Source organism: Hydrogenophaga sp. UC242_50 (assembly GCF_042697355.1).
GTDB lineage: Bacteria > Pseudomonadota > Gammaproteobacteria > Burkholderiales > Burkholderiaceae_C > Hydrogenophaga.
The window spans coordinates 5,085,846-5,104,633 of record NZ_CP170553.1; the positions used below are offsets into that span (position 1 = coordinate 5,085,846).

Here is an 18,788-nt window from a genome sequence, read left to right on the forward strand (position 1 = left end):
ATGCGAAAACCCTATCCAGCGCTGGTGCCCATGGCGCTTGCTGCTGCTCTCGCCACGGGCTTGTGCGGGCCGGCGATCGCTCAGACGGCAGAGACTCAGGTCCATCAGATCTCGATCGCTGCCCAGGCTCTGGGCCCGGCGCTCAACGAGCTGGCCCGCCAGTCCGGCCTGCAATTGCTGTTTCCGCCAGAGCTGGTGGCGGGCAAGACGGCCCTGGCCGTCTCGGGCCGGTTCACCACACGCCAGGCGCTGGACCAGTTGCTGGCGGGCAGCGGTCTGGTTGCTCGCAGGGAGGGTGGTGCGGTCATGGTCCGCAGGGCGCCTCAGGCGGCGTCGCCCACACCTGCGGGCGATGCCGCTGTCGAGCTGTCGACGGTCACCGTGTTGGGCAGCGCCCCCTTGGACCAGGGCCACGCGGCGACCACGCACACCCTCCAGCGCGAGGACCTCGAACGTTTTCCGGCCACCAGTCCGGGTGATCTGTTCAAGGACATTCCCGGGGTCACGGTGGCGAACAGCCGCAACGGTTCCTCGCTGGACATCAACATCCGCGGCATGCAGGGCTTTGGCCGCGTCAAGATCCTGGTCGACGGAACCGAGTCGAGCGGCTCCACCTACAAGGGCTATGCCGGCGAGACCACGCAGTCCTATGTCGACCCCGAACTCCTGGGCGAGATCAAGGTCGAGAAGGGGCCCAATGCGGGCCCCTACGGCGCGGGGGTGGTAGGCGGCGTCGTGAGCATGAGCACGCTCACCGCCGATGACCTGATCGGGTCGGGCAAGGCCTTCGGTCTGCGGCTTCGCGGCACCGCCGTCAACCACTCGAGCGGCACGGACACCTACTCCGTGCTCGGCCCGCCCGCCAGCGGCTCATCGGACCCAGCCGATGCGATCACCCGCGATGTGTCGGTGCCGGGCCGCGCGTGGAACGGCAGCCTGGCGGGTGCCTGGCGGCTACTGGACGACAAGCTCGAGATCGTCGCCGGCCTGAGCCACCGCCAGAGTGGCAACTACGTCTCCGGACGGCGCGGCGATGTCACCTCGCGCCCCGTCAACCTGGCCAACACCGTGCGGCGCGTATCGCTCTACGAGCCTGGCCAGACGGTCTACAACACCTCGCAGGACACCGACTCGCAACTGCTCAAGGCCTCGCTCAAGCTGCCCGGCCAGCAGAAGGTCAGCGTGGGCTACAGCCGACTCCAGAGCGAATTCGGCGAGGCCCGCAGCGCGGCCTTCATCGACTACATCACGCAGCTCAATCTCAGCAGCGTCGACAGCGAGCTCTACACCGCCCAGTACGCCTGGACCCCGGCGGGCAACCCCTGGATCGACCTGCGCGTGAACCTGTGGTCCGCCCACTCCAAGGGCTATCAGGCGGCCGACTTCCGCAGTCCCGGGTTGCTGCACAACGCCACCTGGACCGACACACGAGGCCAAGGTCTGGAGGCCTGGAACACCAGCGTGCTGGGCCTGCCGGCGGGGGGTGACCTCACGCTCAAGTACGGCCTGACCTGGCTGTCCGAGAAGGCCGAGGTCACACCGCTGGATGGCGGCATCTACATGGACCCGGGTGGCGACCGCTCGCTGAACTCGACCTTCGTGCAGGCCGACCTTCAGCCCGTGAGCTGGCTGCTGCTCAACGCGGGCCTGCGGCGTGAACGTTACGAGGTGAAGGGCGATGCCGAAGTCTCGTCGGGCATTCCCGGGCAGGTCGTCCCGCTGAAGATTGCCCATGGCCAGAGCCGCACCAACGGCAGCCTGGGCGTCACGCTGCAGCCGCGCGAGTCGCTGCAGTTCTTCGCTCGCTACAGCGAAGGGTGGCGACCGCCCACCGCCAAGGAAACGATCAACAGCCTCATCGCTGCGTCCAACCCCGATCGGACGATGCTCAAACCCGAGTTCACGCAGAACACGGAGGCCGGCGTTCGTTTCGAACTGCAGGACCTGTGGTGGCCCAAGGACCGGTTCCATGCGGGATTGACCTTCTTCGACATCGCGACGAAGGACTACATCTACGGCAGCGCGGGTGAATTCAGGAACGCCGACGAAGCCCGCTTCCGGGGCAAGGAATTCAACCTGGGCTACGACAGCGGTGCCTTCTTCGCGCGATACGGCCTCACCCGCTACGACCGCGTGTCGTTCTGCGACGCCGGCGGCACGACGGCCGCCCCCTGCATCCGGATGCCGCACCTCTTCGCCAACGACCCCAGCTTCGTGGGCTACTACGTGCCGCCCCGGTCGCAGGAGAGCCTGACGCTGGGCACCCGGCTGCTGGACCGTCGCCTCACGCTGGGGTTGCGCATGACGGGGGCCAAGGCCTACTCGAAGGATGGCGCCCTCGTCAGCGGCTGGGACTCGTACCAGATCTACGACCTGTTCGGCAGCTGGCGCATCAACAAGCACCTGAACGTCGCCTTCAGCGTCGAGAACCTGCGCGACCGCTTCTACATGGAGGCCTCCACCTCCTACCTGCTCGCCATTCCCTCGCCGGGGCGCACAGCCAAGGCCACGCTCACCTACACCTTCTGATGCACGCATGAACTTCGATTGCCATCCCCCCTCCGTCGCCCGCGCCTTGGCGCTGACCCTGAGCCTGGCCGCCCTGGCCCCACCCGTGCACGCCGCGCTGCCATCGATCACGAACGTGACGAACTTCACCGCGGCCCTGCCCGCAGGCGGCAACGGTGCCCGCCCCACCAGTCCCCTCACGGAGGCGGCCGATGGCTACCTCTACAGCCGTGCGCGTTCGGGTGGCGGCACCGTCCTCAACAGCCAGCAGGGCGGGACGGACGCCGTGTTCTTCCGGATCCGGAACGACGGCAGCGGCTTCGAGCTGCTGGCCTCGGGCCCCACCACCGTGGCGCCCACCAGCACGCGCTGGATCGGCGCCAGCGACGGCTACCTCTACAGCCCGGGTCCCAGCACGGGCCTCATTCAGCGCTACCGGCACGGAACGACCACCGCCTGGGAAGATTTCTTCACGGGATCGTCCGGGTACATCCTCTCGATCCTGGAGTCGGACAACCTGTTCTTCCTCACCGCCAACACCGGCAGCGCCCTCTCCAGCCTGAGCTTGGACGGCAGCGTGGAGACGCTGTTGCGCGCCACCGGTTCGAGTTCCGCCACCGACGGTTCGAGCCCGCACTACATGATCCGTGGCAGCGATGGCCGGCTCTATGGCTTGCAGTCCTCGGGGGGCAGTGGTGGCTCAGGCACGCTGTTCAGCATGAACCGCGACGGCAGCGACTACCGGGTTCTTCAGAATTTCAACAGTCTGAGCACGGGCTACCAGAACGCCAGTGCGATCAAGCCCCTGATCGAAGCCAGCGACGGCAAGCTCTACGGCATCAACTACAACGGCAGTGGAGGCGACGTGGCCGGCGGTGCCATCTACCGCATCGACAAGGATGGCAGCAACTACGAGCTGATCTACGGTTTCGCCACCAACACGGACAGGGGCGGCTACAACCCCAACACCCTCTTTCAGGCGCAGGACGGCCACATCTACATCTCCACCATCAACGGCGGTGCCAACCGGGGGGGCACCATCCTGCGCTACCGCATCGATGAGGGCGTGCTGGAGCTGCTCTACACCTTCGAGGCCCTGACCGGGCCCGCCCAGAACAACATCTGGACCAACCCGACCACCGGGGTGACGGCGGTGGTCAACGCGGCCATCAACGGCGGCAGCAACGCGGCGGGCCGCAACCCCTATCACCTGATGCAGGCCAGCACGGGTCAGTTCTATGGTGCCGCGATGCTGGGGGGCAGCCACGGCTGGGGCACGCTGTTCCGCTTTGAGCCGGGTGACGAGGTCGCCCTGGACGCGATGCTCAACGACATTGCGCCCGAGATGCTGGGCTTTGGCGTCAACTCGGGCTACCAGGACAGCGCGACCGTGGCGGTGGGAAACAGCATCACCCTGTACTGGAACACCCGGGGCGTGGCGGGTTGCACGGCCTCCTCGAACGAACCCGGTTCGGCCTGGAGCGGCAGCAAGGCTGCGAAGGCCAACACGAGCGTCACGGCCGTGAGCGTGGCACCCGTGCAAGCCGGTACCTGGACCTACACCCTGACCTGCAGGCCCCAAAGCCCCAATCACGCGAATGTGTCGGCCTTCATCACGGTCAACGCCGCGCCTGCCGTGACGCAGCCTGAGGCGGTCGGCAACGGCGGCGGCGGTGGCGCACTGGGCTGGCTGCTGGCGCCGCTGGCGGTGCTGGGCCTGGCCTGTCGGCGGCGCCGGGCCTGCGCCTCGCTCTGAGCTTTTCCGATTTCGCCTTTCCCTCTGAACCACGAGACCTACCGATGACCACCACCCCAACGAGAACGCCTTCAACGTCCGGCCGCCGCCAACGGCTCAAGGAGAGCACGCGAACCACGCACGAAGCGCTGGACCAGCGCATCATGGCCTTCAACCCCTTTGCCAGCCAGGACCACTACGGTCGCTTCGTGCTGGCGCAGTACCTGCTGCACCGGGACGTGCAGGCGCTGTTCGACAACCCCGCGCTCAACGCCCTGTTGCCGCAGTTGAGCCAGCGCAGCCGCCTGGCGCTGGCCGAACAGGATCTCCAGGACCTGGGCGTGGCGATGCCTGAACCGCTGGAGGCGCCGCTGTTCGCCGCCGGCGCGCCGGTGGACGAGGCAACCGCACTGGGCTGGCTGTACACGGTGGAAGGCTCCAACCTGGGCGCGGCCTTCCTGCTGAAGCGGGTTGCCTCCCTGGGCCTGGACGGCGGCAACGGCGCACGCCACCTGGCGCCACACCCGGACGGGCGCGCGCAGCACTGGCGCCATTTCGTGGAGCAACTCGATGAGGTGGTGCTGGCACCCGCCTCGGAGGCACGCGTGGACGAGGGCGCGGACGCGGCGTTTGCGCGTGCCCTGCAGCACGTGCAGCGACACTGCACCTTGCTTCCCGCATCTCCATGACACGGTCTGGCGTGATCGGTGTGGCCGCCCTGCTGGTCTGCGGGCTGCTGTCCGCCAGGGCCGACACGGGATCCGAGGCCGATTGGCGCCGCGAGTTCGAGCAGGCCAGCCGGCACCACGCCGAGGGCGAGTACGCCAAGGCGGAGAAGGCCGCAGACCGTGCACTGCATCAAGCCCTTGCCGGCCAGGGGCGCACCCAGCCCCATGTCGCGAGCAGCCTGAACCTGCTGGCATTGATCCGGCAGGCGCAGGGCCAGCCAGAGGAGGCCATCGCGCTCTTGCGCGAAGCCCTGGGCGTGAACGAGCGGGCACTGGGCGTGCACCCCAACACACTGGCGGTGGCGATGAACCTGGGTGAGTCGCTGGAAGCCGCGGGGCACTTGCAGGAGGCCATGGGCCTGTACGAGCGCGGGTTGCGCATGGCCGACACGCTGCACGCGCGAACGCCTCGTGACGAGAGCGTCCATGGCTGGCGCCAGCGGGCTTTGACGGCCCTGGTGGACGTCCACACCGAGCTGGGCCAAGCCGCTCAGGCGCAGGTCTACAACCGGCGTTTGCTGGACGAAGCCGAGCCCGCATCCGATGCCGTTCGGGTGGCTGCACTCACCCGCCAGGCGCAGGCGCTGCAGGTCGAAGGTCGCCAGGAAGAGGCGATGGCCTTGCACCGTCAGGCCCTCGCGCTGCGCGAGTCGAACGACCCGAACGATCCGGCCCTGGTGCTGCACTACCACGCCTTGGCGCTGTGGCATGCCCAGAGCCGGGACGATGCGGCGGCCCAGGCCTGGTTCGAGAAGGCGCTGGCCGTGGTTCGTACCGATCGGCAAGGTGCCTCACGGCTTGCGCAGGCCCACATCCTCACCAGCCTGGCGCAGCTGGACGAGCGGCGAGGGCGGTACACCGACGCGCGGCGAGGGTACGAGGCGTCGCTGCTGGCCTACACCGGCCTGGGCGAAACGCCGGATGCCTGGCTGGGCCGCGCGCAGGTGCTGCATCAACTGGCCGGCGTGGACTTGGCGCAGCGCCGACCGGCAGACGCCGAGCAGCGGTACCTGCAGGCGCTGCAACTGCTCGAGCGTGCCTTGGGTCCGGACGATCCGCGCCTGCTGCCCGTGCTCGACAACCTGATGGCCTACTACACGAACCGGGGTCAGGCCCGCCAGGCCATGGACCACGGCCAACGCGCCAGCGAGCTTCGCCGCGCGCAGATCAAGGGGGCGCCTTGAGCGCGCTGGACGGGCGCGTGCAACGCCGCGTGGAGCCGACTGTCCCTGTGGCCTGGCTGTGGCCGGTGCTTGGTGCCGTGGCCGGTGTGGGCCTGGCGCTGATGGGATTCTTCCCGCCGCATGGGCGACCGGGTGGGTGGGCCAGGCCAGCGGCCAGCGGGTGTTGCTGGCCAACGCCGAGGGGACCCTCTGGAACGGATCGGCCGTCGTGGTGTTGACGGGCGGTGAAGGCAGCCGCGACGCGGCCGCGTTGCCCGGGCGGCTGAACTGGCGCTTGCGCCCGGGCTGGCAGCGCGCCTCGCCCGAGGGTGCGCTCGGGCCGGCCATGGTCATCCACCTCGAGCACAGCTGCTGCCTGCGCCGGCCGCTGCGGGCGGTGGCCCAGCGCGAGCACGGGGGGACCGTGCTGCGCATCGACGAACTGGATTGGCAAGGCCCGGTCGCTCTGCTGCGCGGATGGGGGACGCCCTGGAACACGCTGGGTTTCGAGGGTGGGCTGCGGCTCAAGGGCCGGGATATCCAGTGGAAACCCAGGCAGCCGGGAGACGTGGCGTTCGTGGGGAACATCGTGCTCGATGCGGAGTCGGTGAGCTCGCGCATTTCCACGGTGCGTCCGCTGGGCAGCTACCGCATGGTGCTGGACAGCCGGGAGCGCGAGGGGCTTCAACTGGCGTTGTCCACGCGGGAGGGGGCGGCCTTGCAACTGAGCGGACAAGGGCAGATCGTGGGCGGGCAGCTGCGCTTTGAGGGCAGTGCGCGGGCCGCACCAGAGCGGCGCGAGGCCCTGGGCAATGTGCTCAACCTCATCGGCAACCGCAACGGACCGGTGGCCTTGCGCATCCTGCGTTGACGAGATCGCCATGCCCGCCCACGACCACGCAGACCCCGATGCCTCTCGTCCTGTTTCGCCGCCGCAGACCCGGGGGCCTGCGCGCTGGCTGCTGGCGGCCTTCGCGCTGCTGTGTCTGGTGCTGGGGCTCATCGGCGTGGTGGTGCCCGGCATGCCCACCACGGTGTTCATTCTGCTGGCGGCGTGGGCGGCCGCGCGCAGTTCGCCCCAGCTGCACGGCTGGCTGATGGCACACAGCCTCTTCGGACCGATGCTGAAGGATTGGCAGAACGGCGGCACGGTGAGCCGGCGCGCCAAGCGCAGCGCCACACGGGTGATGGGCCTGTGCGCGCTCCTCTTGCCCCTGACGGCCGCGCCGGTCTGGGTGGTGTGTCTGTCCCTGGGGAGCATGGGGACCGTGCTGATCTGGCTGTGGCGGCGGCCCGAACCCGGGCCGGCCGGGCGGCACGAGGAAGCCAGCGCGGAGGGTGCGACCCAGGAGAAGACCTGATGTCGGGCGGGCTTCGTCTGTTTCAGCGCGCCGGCGCTGTCGCAGGACCGCTGCGTCAGTACAGGTCATGCCGAACCGAATGGTCGTAGTGCGCATTGATCTGTTCGACCTGGGCCGCGGGGATTTCGGCCGAGGCATCGCCCAGCCTGGCGAGCGAAGCCATCATGCGCCCCACCGTCGGCAGCGCGTCGCGGTCGAGCCGGGCGCTGTCTTTCCACAGCCCGGCGCGGTTGATGGCTTTGCCGCAATGCAGCAGCACCTCGTCGATCTGCACCACCGTGGCGGTCTTGGGCATCCGCTCGCCTTCGCGCAGGTCGGCGAGAAGGTCCGCAGCGGTGGAGACGCGGCCCCGGCCGTTGATGCGAAGGAAGATCTCCAGGCCGGGGAACAGGAACACCATGCCCAGCCGGTCGTCGTGCTCCAGGTTGCGCATCGACTCGATGCGGTTGTTGCCGGGCCAGTCGGCGAAGGCGACGGTGTGCGGGTCGAGCACATGGACGAAGCCGGGCGGGCCACCGCGCGGCGAAGCGTCCAGCCCGCGCTCACTGCCCGTGCGCCAGGCAAAAGAAGGTGGCGACCTTGAGGTAGTCCAGGTGGAAATCCACCAGGCGGTCCAGCACCGCTTTCTGGATCATGTCGGAGGGCGCCGCGTAGAGCGCGTCCAGGTCCGGCCTGTCCGTGAGGGTGGTGCCGTTGATGGGGACTTCGTTGGTGCTGTCCGGGAGGATGTCCTGTGCCTGCATGGGTCGATCTCCTGATGAAAGGCTCCAGCGTAAGGACCAAGCCATTGGCGGCTGTAGACTGCATCGGCCATTCAATACCTCGTATCCGCCAATCCAACATGTCCGACCCGATAGGGCAGCTGCGCGATTTCGTCGACACGTCGGCGGGACCGGTCGTGGTCGCGGCGCAGGGAAGCCAGAGCCATGAACTGGCGTCTGGCCCGCACCACCATGCGCGCGGCCAGCTGTTTGGCTCGCTGCGCGGTCTGCTGTCGGTGGGGGTCGCGGACGGGGTGTGGATCGTCCCGGCCATCCATGCCGTGTGGTTGCCGCCGCACACGGTGCATTCAGGCCGGTCGCACGGGCCTTTCCATGGCTGGAGCGTCTACGTTGCCGAACCCGCCTGCGTGGACCTGCCGCAGCGTGCCTGCACGATCCGCACCTCGGGCTTGCTGCGCGAGGCCGTGCTGCGGGCGTGCACCTGGAACGCGGACCCGTTGGCGCCGCTGGACGCCGCCCGCCTGCACGTGGCGGCGGTGATCCTGGCGGAAATCCGCAGCCTGCCGGTCGAGCCCTTCGGGTTGCCGCTGCCGCGCGATGCGCGCCTGCAGCGCATCGCGCAGGCGCTGATCGCCGACCCGGCGGACGACCGGGACCTGGAACGCTGGGCGGACTGGGCCGCCATCAGCTCGCGCACGCTGAGTCGGCGGTTCGTCGCCGAGACCGGCTTCAACTTCACGGCGTGGCGGCAGCGTGCCCGCCTGATGCGGTCGCTGGAGATGCTCGCGGCGGGCACCTCCGTGACGGCCATCGCGCTCGACCTTGGCTATTCGACCGCCAGCGCGTTCATCGGGCTGTTCCGGCGCACGTTTGGGGAGACGCCGACGGCCTACCGGGCACGGCTTTGATCCGAGGCAGGGCCGTCCCGGGCCCTGTCCAGCGCGCCCGATGGGCATGGGTTCAGGGTCCCGGGGTGGACTTCCGAGGGCGGTATTGAAGCATCGATCTCGCAAACTTGGGGTCGACCACATAGCCCACGTTGTAGCGACTCCATGCGCTGACGTGCCTTGCATCAATCCCGAAAAAGGCACCCGGGGCGAGCGCCACCTTGTCCTTCAACAGGTTCTTTGCAAGCGCCAGGGAATCCGGGGCCCACGGAAACTCCGCCCACAGGTAGAGGGTGTGCGACGGGGTGCAGAAGAGGTTGGCGCCCAGCCCCGTCAGCACCTTGGCGGCATGCCGCGTGGCGCGCTCGACCTGCTGTTGCAGCTGCACCAGCTGCCGGGGATGCTCGGGCGCGCGCAGCACCGCATCCACGGTGCGCTCGGCGTACTCCGAGGTGCTGACGTGCACCAGCATCTTCACGTCCGCGAGGCGCTCGGCGAGGCCGGCGTCGGCGGCAATGAAGCCGACCCGCAGCGCGGCCGCCACGGATTTGGTGAAGCTGCCGATGTACACCGTGCGGCGCAGCTGGTCCAGGCTGCTCAGGCGCGAGACCGCCGTCGGCTTGAGATCGGCCACCGCGTCGTTCTCGACGATGGTCACGCCGTATTTCTCCGCCACCTGCAGCAGGCGAAACGCCTTGGCCGGGGAGATGTCGGAGCCGGTCGGGTTCTGGCCCACCGACTGCGTGAAGAACACCTTGGCCTTGGTGGTTGCCACCAGTCGCTCGAAGGTCGCGACGTCGGGGCCGTCGGCCTCGCGCGGCACGCCGACCACGGTGGTGCCGTGCAGGCGCAGCTTGCCGTAGAGCGGGTAGTAGCCGGGCTCGTCCACCAGGGCGATGTCGCCCGGGCGCATCAGGCAGCGCACCACGATGTCCAGGGCCTCGTTCGCGCCGAAGGTCAGCACGATCTGGTTGGCGCGTGCCTGGATGCTGAAGCCCGCGAGCTTGCGCTCCAGCAGGTCGCGCAGGGGGCGGTAGCCGTACGGGTTACCGTACTGGAACATCGACTCCAGCGCCACGCGCGAGACCCGCTGCTGGATGCGCTCGAGCCGGTTGTCGGCCAGCCACTGCCCCGGTGGAATGCCATGGCCCACGGCGAGGTGCTGCGGGTCGTTGTTGAGTTGCTCGCGCATCATCCAGACCGAGTCCAGCGCGCGGTCCAGCGAGCTCGGCTCGTCCTCCGCCGGCGGCTCTGCGGATCGCTGGCTGACGTAGTAGCCCGAGCCGCGCCGCGCCTCCACATGTCCGCTGGCGATGAGCCGCTCGTAGGCGTCGACGATGGTGTTCTTCGAGAAGCCGTACTGCGCCACGAGGCGGCGGATCGAGGGAAGCCGTTCGCCGATCGCGCAGGTTCCGTCGGTGATCTGCTGGCGCAAGTCGCTGGCCACCTGGTTCGCATTCGAGAGAGTGGGTTGCATTGGTGTTTTCCCTGCTCTGCATGTCCCAGCCCCTGAGCTTCCTGAGGGCATCTGGTCGCCAGAATTGTCCTGAGACAGTTTTAAAAGTGTCTGCTCAAACTGTACCTATTTGGAGCCAGACGGTTTGCCTATAGTCGGCGCCACTGTATCCCAATTGCTTCAGGATTTCACGCCCATGCCGATCGATTCGACCCTTCCCGGTTTCCGTTCCCTGACGCCGTCGCAACGGCTGGAGGTCATTGCCCGGAAGGCCGGCCTGACGCCGGCCGAAGTGGCGTCCATCCACACGCCCGGCGCGCTGCCGCTGGGCACCGCGGACGGCATGATCGAAAACGTGATCGGGACCTACGAGCTGCCGCTGGCGGTGGCGGGCTACTTCCAGCTCAACGGCAAGGACGTGCTCGTGCCCATGGTGGTCGAGGAGCCTTCGGTGGTGGCGGCAGCGTCCTTCATGGCCAAACTGGTGCGCGAAGGGGGCGGCTTCCAGACCTCCAGCTCGGGGCCCTTGATGCGAGCGCAGGTGCAGGTGATCGGCGTGTCCGATCCGCTGGGTGCGCGCCAGACCATCCTGCGCCACCGCCAGGAAATCATCGAGATCGCCAACAGCCGCGACAAGGTGCTCATCGGCCTGGGCGGCGGCTGCCGCGACGTCGAGGTCCACGTGTTTCCCGACACGCCGCGCGGCCCCATGGTGGTGGCTCACCTGATCGTCGACGTGCGCGACGCAATGGGCGCGAACACGGTGAACACCATGGCCGAGGCGGTGGCCGGCCGCATCGAGCAGATCACGGGCGGTTCGGTGCGCCTGCGCATCCTGTCCAACCTGGCCGACCTGCGCGTGGCGCGTGCCAGCCTGCGGGTTTCGGCGTCCACGCTGGCGACCCGGGACTTCGCGGGTGAGCGGGTGGTGGACGGCATTCTCGACGCCTACACCTTCGCGGCGGTGGACCCCTACCGCGCGGCGACCCACAACAAGGGCATCATGAATGGCATCGATCCCGTGGTCGTGGCCACGGGCAACGACTGGCGGGCGGTGGAGGCGGGCGCGCACGCCTACGCCTGCCGCAGCGGTCGCTACACCTCGCTGACCTGCTGGGAGCGCGCCAACAACGGCGACCTGGTCGGCTCGATCGAGTTGCCGATGCCGGTGGGCCTGGTCGGTGGCGCCACCAAGACACACCCGCTGGCTCGCCTGGCGCTCAAGGTCATGAACGTGGCGAGCGCGGAAGAACTGGGCGAGGTGATCGCGGCGGTCGGACTGGCCCAGAACATGGCCGCCATGCGCGCGCCTGCCACCGAGGGCATCCAGCGTGCGCACATGGCCCTGCACGCGCGCAACATCGCGCTCGCCGCAGGCGCCACGGGCGAGGAAATCGACTGGGTGGCACAGCGCCTGGCGGCCGCCCGCGACGTTCGCATGGATCTCGCGGTCGAACTTCTCGCCGAGAAGCGGCGCTGACGCGCCGACCCCCGGGGCCGCCCAGCGGCTGCCCCCGCCTGGATTTCAACAAGCACAAGGAGACATTGGAATGAAACGTTTCACCAGATTCCTCGCGGCAGGCATCGGCCTGCTGGCGTTGGCGAGCGCGTCGTTTGCGCAGAGCGCCAAACCGGCCGAGCTCAAGCTCGGCATGAGCACCTTCATGACCGGCCCGGCCTCGGTGCTGGGCACGCCGGCGAAGGTCGCGGCAGACATGTGGATCGAGGACTTCAACGCCGCCGGCGGCATCGATGGCGTCAAGCTCAAGCCGACCTGGATCGATGAAGGGCAGGGTGCAGACAAGTTCCTCTCGGAATACCGCCGCCTGGCGCAGGAGCCCGGCGAGAAGCTGATGCTCTCGGCGATCTCCAGCGGCTACTGCAATGCACTGGCCCCGGTGGCGGAAGACCTCAAGGTCATCAACATCCTGTGGGAGTGTTCCACCGAGAAGGTGCTCGAGGAGCGCCGCTACATGTACGTGTTCCGCACCGGCCCCAACGCCACCATGGAGATGGTCGCGGCCGTGCTGCACCTGCTCAAGGTCAAGCCAGACTTCAAGACCATCGCGGTGGTGAACCAGGACTACGCATGGGGCCGAGACTCCTGGGAGATCTTCCGCCACACGCTCGCCGCGCTGCGGCCGGACGTCAAGGTCGTGGCCGAGATGTTCCCCAAGTTCGGCGCGCCCGACTTCTCCACCGAGGTCACGCGCCTGCAGGCCCTCAGGCCTGACGTGGTGCTCACCACGGCCTGGGGCGGTGATCTCGACACCTTCCTGCGCCAGGCCTCCCAGCGCGGCCTGCTCAAGACCTCGCAGTTCGTGCTGCCGCTGGCCGATTCGTCCCTGGAGCGGCTGGGCAACGCCGTGCCTCCCGGCGTCATCGTCGGCTTCGTGGGCGACGGCTACTTCGCCGATCCCGAGTTCCAGAACGACCCCGAGGCCAAGGCCTTCGTCCAGCGCTTCAAGGCGCGCACAGGGGCCTATCCCAACTTCGCCGTCTACCACATGATCCAGGCGCTGAAGGCGGCCACCAGTGCCTACCGCCAGGCCATCGCCGCCAACAAGGGCCAGTGGCCGAGCACCGAGCAGGTCGTGACGGCACTGCAGAAGCTGGAGTACCGGGGCCTGTCGCGCCCGATCCGCCTGCGCGAGGATGGGCAGGCCCTGCAGGGCCAGCTGTATGGCGTCACCCGCAACGACCCGGCATACCCCTTCCCCATCGTGGGCGAGCTCTTCTACTACCCGGCCGAGATCGCCACCGCACCGGTGGGCCAGAAATCGGTCGACTGGGTCAAGACGCTCAAGCCGTCGCTGATCGACCACCCGCAGATCAAGCGAGTGGGTCGCTGAGGAACGGGCGCTGCCGCACTGTCGATGAACCTGAATCTGTTTCTGCTGGCCGTGGTGGATGGACTGTCCTACGCGGGATTGCTGTTCCTCATTTCCCTGGGCCTGACCCTGATCTGCGGCGTCTTCGGCGTGATCAACGTGGCGCACGGCAGCCTGTACGCCATCGGTGGCTATAGCGCCGCGAGCCTGGTCGCCTGGCTCATGCCGCAGGCGCCACCCACGTGGATGCTGGTGGCTGCGCTCTTCGTGTCGTCGATCGTGGTCGGCGCGGCGCTGGGCGCCTTGCTCGAGCGCGGCCTGCTGCGGCATTTCCAGGACCGCGATCCTGTGCTGCAGCTGCTCGTGACCTTCGGCGCCTTCATGGTGCTGGAGGATGTGCAGCGCATGGTCTGGGGTGCCACGCCGGTGAACTCGGGAGAGATCGCCTCGCGCCTGGGCACTTCGGAGCTGCTGGGTGTCACCTTCATGAACTACCAGCTGATGCTGGTGCCGGCGGTGGCGCTGCTGGCCTACGGGGGGCTGCAGTTCCTGCTGCGGCACTCGGTGGCGGGCAAGCAGATCGTGGCCATCATCCACCACCGCGAGGCCGCGACGGCGCTGGGCATCAACGCGGCGCGCGTGGGCACGCTCACCTTCGCACTGGCGGGCATGCTGGGTGCGCTGGGTGGCGCGCTGTCGGTGCCCATGACCTCGTTCGTGCCGGGCCTGGGGGCCGAGATGATCGTCACCTCGTTCGCCGTGATCGCCACCGCAGGCCTGGGCCAGATCACCGGTGCCCTGGTGGCGGCGGTGCTGATCGGCCTGGCCCGATCGATGGCGGTCTACACCCTGCCCGAGCTCGAGGTCGTGATGCCCTATCTCATGATGGTGCTGGTGCTGCTGATCCGGCCCAACGGCCTGTTCACGGTCGCGGCGACGCGGAGGATCTGATGAGGTTGTCCGGTTTTTCCCTTCTGCTGGCCCTGGCGGCCGCCGGTCTGCTGATCCTCGGTGTCGCGCTGCCCTGGCTGCGTGTGCCGGTGATCACGTTCCTGAGCTACGGCATGGCGGCCCTGGGCCTGACCGTGCTGATGCGCGCTGGCCAGGTCTCGTTCGGCCATGCCATGTACGCCGCCATCGGCGGTTATGCGGTGGCCTTTGCCGCGCGCGCTCACCCCTCGGTGGACGCGGCGTTCATCGTGCTCGGAGGCGTGCTGGCGAGCGTGCTGGCTGGCACGCTGGCCGCTGCCTTCCTGTCGCGCTACCGCGGCATCTTCTTCGGCATGCTCAACCTGGGCATCTCGATGGTGCTGTTCGCCCTGGCCGGCAAGCTCTACCACTGGACCGGTGGCACCGACGGGCTGCGCTTCGAGCGCCCGCCGATCCTCGGCATGGCGCTGGACCGCAGCACCTTCGAGCTCACCGTGATGGTGCTGGCGCTGGGCCTGGCGATCGCTGTGGCCTGGCTGGTGCAGCGCTACTTCGCCTCCGCCGCCGGCCAGATGATGGCGGCCATCAAGACCAACGAAACGCGTCTGGAGTACATCGGCATATCGGCTCGCCGCTCGCTGGCCGAGGGCTATGTCATCTCGTCGGCCCTGGTCGGGCTCTCCGGCTCGCTGATGGCGCTGGTGCAGGGCCTGGTCACGCCGGAGAGCGGCTACTGGATCCGCTCGGGCGAGTACGTGTTCATCGCCATCCTGGGCGGCGCGGGCCATGCGCTGGGCGCCTTCCTGGGGGCCGGCGTGTTCGAGGTCATCAAGCTCGTGGCCGCCGCCTACTTCACCAACGCCTGGCAGATCCTGCTGGGCACCACCCTCATCGCCGTGATCTTCTTTGCTCCGCGCGGCCTGATGGGTTGGATCCAGCGCGATCGCGCGCAACGGGAGCGCAAGGAATGAGGATGAACGCCCCTTCTGGCGAGCCCCTGCTGCGCACCACGGCCCTGACGTTGAAGTTCGGCGGCGTCACGGCGGCCGATGGCATCGACTTCGAGCTGCAGCGCGGCGAGCGGCTCGCCGTGATCGGCGCCAACGGCGCCGGCAAGACCACCTTCATCAACATCTGCACCGGGTACCTCAAGCCCTCCAGCGGCCGGGTCTTCTTTGGCGGCGCCGACGTCACCGCGATGGGCCCGCGCCGCATCGCGCAGCTGGGCGTGGGCCGTTCGTTCCAGCTGCCCCAGCTGTTTCTTGAGCACACCGTGCAGGAATGCCTGCAGTCTGCGCAGCGCCGCTCGCCAGGGCCGGCTATCGCGCTTGGCGCCCCTGTCGGCCACGGTGGACCAGCGCGCGGTGGCGGCGATGCTCGAGCTGGTCGAACTCGGCCCCTTCGCCGCCGACCCCGTGACCGTGTTGCCCGAAGGGCATCGCAAGCTGCTGGATGTGGCGATCGCGCTGATGCTGCAGCCGCAACTGGTGATCATGGACGAGCCCACCAGCGGCGTGGCCTCGGAGGACAAACACGCCGTCATGGCAACCATCATGCGGGCGCTGCAGGAGCGCGAGGTCACGGCCTGGTTCGTGGAGCACGACGTCGACATCGTGCTGCAGTACGCCACCCGCGTGGCGGCGTGGATCGATGGCCGCATTGCCGCCGACGGCGCGCCGAAGGCTGTTTTCGCCGATCCCGTCATCCGGCGCGAAGTTCTGGGGGAGAGATGAAACTTGCAATCGAATCGCTGAACGTCGACCTGGCGGGCCATGCGGTGCTGCGGGGCGTGAACGTGGCCCTGGAAGCGGGGCAGACCGTGGCCGTGGTCGGGCGCAATGGTGCCGGCAAGACCACGCTGCTGCGCGCGATCATGGGGCTGGTCCGGCCCCGTTCCGGGCGCCTGCTGCTCGATGGCGTGGACATGGCAGCGCAGCCCGCGCACCAGCGCGCGACCCTGGGCTTCGGCTATGCGCCGGAAGACCGCGTGATTCTGCCGACCCTGACCGTCAGGGAGAACGTGACGCTGCCCTGCGACGTGCTGCGGGTGGCGCCCAGCGAGATCGAGCGGCGCATCGAGAGCGTGCTCGCGGTGGTGCCCCAGCTCGAACCGCTGCTCTCGCGCTCGGGCGCGGCGCTCTCCGGCGGGCAGGGAAAGATCGTCGCTCTGGGGCGCGCGCTCATGGTCGGCACGCGCTTCGTGCTGCTGGACGAGCCGTTCCAGGGCCTGGCGCCGGCGCTGGCGCGCCAGTACGGCGACGCGCTCAGGGCGCTTCGCGGCACGCGACCCGAACTGTGCGTGGTGGTGACGGAGTCGAACGCCGCGCTGCTGGAGGGGGTGCAGAGCCGCACGCTGAACATCGAGCGCGGCAGCGTGTCCCTGCTTCACCCCGACGGTATCGGCCCGTTGCACGCGACCGCGCTGACCCCAGATTCAATCGGAGAGTTTTTCCATGGCACCTGACCTGAACGCCCTGCCCACCCGCGAGGGGCCGCTGAAAGGGGTGATCGTCCTGGACCTCACCCGCGTGGTGGCCGGGCCCTACTGCACCATGATGCTGGCCGACCTCGGGGCCACGGTCATCAAGATCGAGAACCCCCATGACCCCGACTACGTGCGCACCTTTCCCCCCATGGTGCGCGCTGGCGACGAGGAGCGCAGCGGCTTCTTCGCGCAGTACAACCGGCACAAGTTCGGCATCACGCTCGATCTGAAGGCGCCTGAGGGGCGCGAGCTGTTCCTGCGGTTGGTCGAGCGCGCCGACATCCTGGTCGAGAACTTCCGGCCCGGCACCATGCACAAGCTGGGCTTGGGTTTCGAGGCGCTGCACGCGGTGAACCCGCGCATGGTGTTCACCGCCATCAGCGGTTTCGGCCAGACCGGTCCCCACGCCTCGCGGCCGGCGTTCGACAACAGCGCGCAGGCCGCGGGTGGCCTGTGGTCCATGAACGGCGCACCCGGCGAGCCGATGCGGGTGGGCACCATCATCGGGGACCTCGCCGCGTCGCTGTACGCGGCCTTCGGCACGCTGGCCGCACTGCGCCAGGCCGAGGCCCAGGGCCTGGGTCAGTTGGTCGACGTCTCGCAACAGGACTCGGTGTTCACGCTGACCGAGAATGCGGTGGTGAACTACACGGCTGCAGGCAAGGTGGCGGAGCCACTGGGCAATGACCATCCCTTCGTGCGACCCTATGGGCGGTACGCCTGCCGGGACGGTCACGTGTTCTTCGGCGCCTACACCGACAAGTTCTGGCAGGAAGCCTGCCGCGCGTTCGGTCACCCCGAGCTCGCGGCCGATCCGGAAATCGACTCGATGGAAAAACGTTTTGCGCCCGACGTGTATGAGCGGCGCGTGCGGCCGATCGTGAATGGCTGGTGCGCCAGCCGCACCAAGCAGGAACTCGAAGAGCTGGCGGCCGACCGCTTTCCCATGACACCCATCAAGGACATCGCCGAGGTGGTGGCCGATCCGCACATGGCCGCGCGAGGCATGATCCGGCCGGTGGACTATGGGGCGACGCAGGCGCAGGTGTTCGGCTCGGCGGTCCATCTGTCGGCGATGGCGCCTCAGGAAGGCGCGAGGGTTCCCCTGGTCGGCGAGCACAACGAACTGGTGTACGCGCAGTGGATGGCGCTGGAGGCCGGCCACATCGACCGGTTGCGCGCGCAAGGCGTGATCTGACCATGGGCATTGCTTACGACACCATCGACGCGACCGCCGTGATCCGGTTCGACCGGCCGGCCAAGCTCAATGCGCTCACCCTGGCGATGTACGACGACCTGGGCCGCGCGTTCGCGCAGGCGGGGCAGGACGATGCGGTGCGGGTGATCGTGCTCACCGGCGCAGGCGAGCGCGCCTTCTGCGTCGGCGCCGATCTCACCGAATCCATTCCTGCGCTGGCGCGCAACGAGATCGACATCTCGGCCTGGGACGCCGCCCACCTCAAGCACGTGCACATCGACAAGCCCATCATCGGTGCCATCAACGGGCTGTGCATGGGCGGCGGCTTCGAGATCATGCTGGCGACGGACATCCGCATCGCGGCCCACACGGCGCAGTTCAGCCTGCCCGAGGTGTCGCTGGGCATCGTGCCCGCCGGCGGCACGCTGGCCCGGCTCACGCGCCAGGTCGGCCACGCACACGCCATGGAACTGCTGTTGACCGCCGGGCGTTTTTCCGCTGCCGACCTGCTGCGCATGGGTGTGCTCAACCAAGTGGTCGAGCCCGATGAACTGATGCCCACCACGCTCGGGCTGGCTGAGCGCATCTCGCGCCTGAGCGCCAGCGCCCTGGCCGTGACCAAGCAGGCCGTGCGCGAACTGGCGGACCTGCCCCTGGACAGCGCGTTCCGGCGAGAAGCCGTGCTGGGCCAGGCCGCCTTCACCAGCAGCGACGCCCGGCGTGGGCTGGCCGCCTTCGCGCGCGGCGAGCGCGTCGACTACCGCACGCCACCACCATGAACCGT

General features: G+C 68.5%; 16 protein-coding genes and 2 pseudogenes. 16 read left to right on the forward strand and 2 right to left on the reverse strand.

Annotation, left to right across the window (positions count from 1 at the left end):
* The 6 genes from ACFJGX_RS25945 (at position 1) to ACFJGX_RS25970 (ending at position 7,495) form a co-directional block, all read left to right on the forward strand.
* Positions 1–2,529 (forward strand): TonB-dependent receptor domain-containing protein, encoded by a 2,529-nt coding sequence (locus ACFJGX_RS25945; RefSeq protein WP_382327339.1) that lies wholly within the window; start codon positions 1–3, stop codon positions 2,527–2,529.
* Between the two features lie 7 nt (positions 2,530–2,536).
* Positions 2,537–4,264: a choice-of-anchor tandem repeat GloVer-containing protein gene (locus ACFJGX_RS25950; RefSeq protein ID WP_382327341.1), complete on the forward strand. Its 1,728-nt coding sequence runs from the start codon at positions 2,537–2,539 to the stop codon at positions 4,262–4,264.
* A gap of 44 nt (positions 4,265–4,308) precedes the next feature.
* A complete protein-coding gene (locus ACFJGX_RS25955) occupies positions 4,309–4,932 on the forward strand; it encodes a biliverdin-producing heme oxygenase (protein WP_382323320.1) in 624 nt (207 codons plus the stop codon).
* Positions 4,929–6,155 carry a tetratricopeptide repeat protein gene (locus tag ACFJGX_RS25960; protein ID WP_382327343.1) on the forward strand — a complete coding sequence of 409 codons (1,227 nt, stop codon included), beginning with the start codon at positions 4,929–4,931 and terminating at the stop codon, positions 6,153–6,155. The genes ACFJGX_RS25955 and ACFJGX_RS25960 overlap by 4 nt, the downstream gene beginning before the upstream one ends.
* Before the next feature lie 136 nt (positions 6,156–6,291).
* Entirely contained in the window at positions 6,292–7,005 is a 714-nt protein-coding gene (gene gspN, locus ACFJGX_RS25965; protein WP_382327344.1) for a type II secretion system protein N, read from the forward strand.
* 10 nt (positions 7,006–7,015) lie between these two features.
* The gene (locus ACFJGX_RS25970) at positions 7,016–7,495 is read left to right on the forward strand and encodes a YbaN family protein (RefSeq protein ID WP_382323316.1); all 480 of its coding nucleotides are present in this window, start codon (positions 7,016–7,018) and stop codon (positions 7,493–7,495) included.
* Between the two features lie 55 nt (positions 7,496–7,550).
* Here ACFJGX_RS25970 and ACFJGX_RS25975 read toward each other — a convergent pair.
* Positions 7,551–8,238: pseudogene (locus ACFJGX_RS25975) on the reverse strand (MSMEG_1061 family FMN-dependent PPOX-type flavoprotein).
* A gap of 98 nt (positions 8,239–8,336) precedes the next feature.
* Here ACFJGX_RS25975 and ACFJGX_RS25980 point away from each other — a divergent pair.
* Positions 8,337–9,125: an AraC family transcriptional regulator gene (locus ACFJGX_RS25980; RefSeq protein WP_382323314.1), complete on the forward strand. Its 789-nt coding sequence runs from the start codon at positions 8,337–8,339 to the stop codon at positions 9,123–9,125.
* Positions 9,126–9,177: 52 nt separating this feature from the next.
* Here ACFJGX_RS25980 and ACFJGX_RS25985 read toward each other — a convergent pair whose 3' ends face one another.
* Positions 9,178–10,581 carry a PLP-dependent aminotransferase family protein gene (locus ACFJGX_RS25985; RefSeq protein ID WP_382327346.1) on the reverse strand — a complete coding sequence of 468 codons (1,404 nt, stop codon included), beginning with the start codon at positions 10,579–10,581 and terminating at the stop codon, positions 9,178–9,180.
* A 175-nt stretch (positions 10,582–10,756) separates the two neighbouring features.
* On the opposite strand from ACFJGX_RS25985, the gene ACFJGX_RS25990 reads away from it, so the two are divergent.
* The 9 genes and pseudogenes from ACFJGX_RS25990 (at position 10,757) to ACFJGX_RS26030 (ending at position 18,783) form a co-directional block, all read left to right on the forward strand.
* Entirely contained in the window at positions 10,757–12,040 is a 1,284-nt protein-coding gene (locus tag ACFJGX_RS25990; protein ID WP_382327348.1) for a hydroxymethylglutaryl-CoA reductase, degradative, read from the forward strand.
* 70 nt (positions 12,041–12,110) lie between these two features.
* Positions 12,111–13,412, forward strand: coding sequence for an ABC transporter substrate-binding protein (locus tag ACFJGX_RS25995; protein WP_382323311.1), 1,302 nt, complete (start codon positions 12,111–12,113; stop codon positions 13,410–13,412).
* Positions 13,413–13,436: 24 nt separating this feature from the next.
* Positions 13,437–14,342, forward strand: coding sequence for a branched-chain amino acid ABC transporter permease (locus tag ACFJGX_RS26000; protein ID WP_382327350.1), 906 nt, complete (start codon positions 13,437–13,439; stop codon positions 14,340–14,342).
* Positions 14,342–15,292, forward strand: a complete 951-nt coding sequence (locus tag ACFJGX_RS26005; protein WP_382323309.1) for a branched-chain amino acid ABC transporter permease — start codon at positions 14,342–14,344, stop codon at positions 15,290–15,292. Before ACFJGX_RS26000 ends, ACFJGX_RS26005 begins: the two co-directional genes overlap by 1 nt.
* Positions 15,293–15,294: 2 nt before the next feature.
* Positions 15,295–15,552, forward strand: a pseudogene (locus ACFJGX_RS26010) (ATP-binding cassette domain-containing protein); the annotation flags it as partial.
* A 118-nt stretch (positions 15,553–15,670) separates the two neighbouring features.
* Positions 15,671–16,054, forward strand: a complete 384-nt coding sequence (locus ACFJGX_RS26015; RefSeq protein ID WP_382328813.1) for an ATP-binding cassette domain-containing protein — start codon at positions 15,671–15,673, stop codon at positions 16,052–16,054.
* A complete protein-coding gene (locus ACFJGX_RS26020; RefSeq protein WP_382323307.1) occupies positions 16,051–16,785 on the forward strand; it encodes an ABC transporter ATP-binding protein in 735 nt (244 codons plus the stop codon). Before ACFJGX_RS26015 ends, ACFJGX_RS26020 begins: the two co-directional genes overlap by 4 nt.
* On the forward strand, positions 16,775–18,004 hold the full coding sequence (locus ACFJGX_RS26025; protein ID WP_382323306.1) for a CaiB/BaiF CoA transferase family protein: 1,230 nt from the start codon (positions 16,775–16,777) through the stop codon (positions 18,002–18,004). The genes ACFJGX_RS26020 and ACFJGX_RS26025 overlap by 11 nt, the downstream gene beginning before the upstream one ends.
* A gap of 2 nt (positions 18,005–18,006) precedes the next feature.
* Positions 18,007–18,783, forward strand: coding sequence for an enoyl-CoA hydratase/isomerase family protein (locus ACFJGX_RS26030; RefSeq protein ID WP_382323305.1), 777 nt, complete (start codon positions 18,007–18,009; stop codon positions 18,781–18,783).
* Positions 18,784–18,788 lie beyond the last annotated feature (5 nt).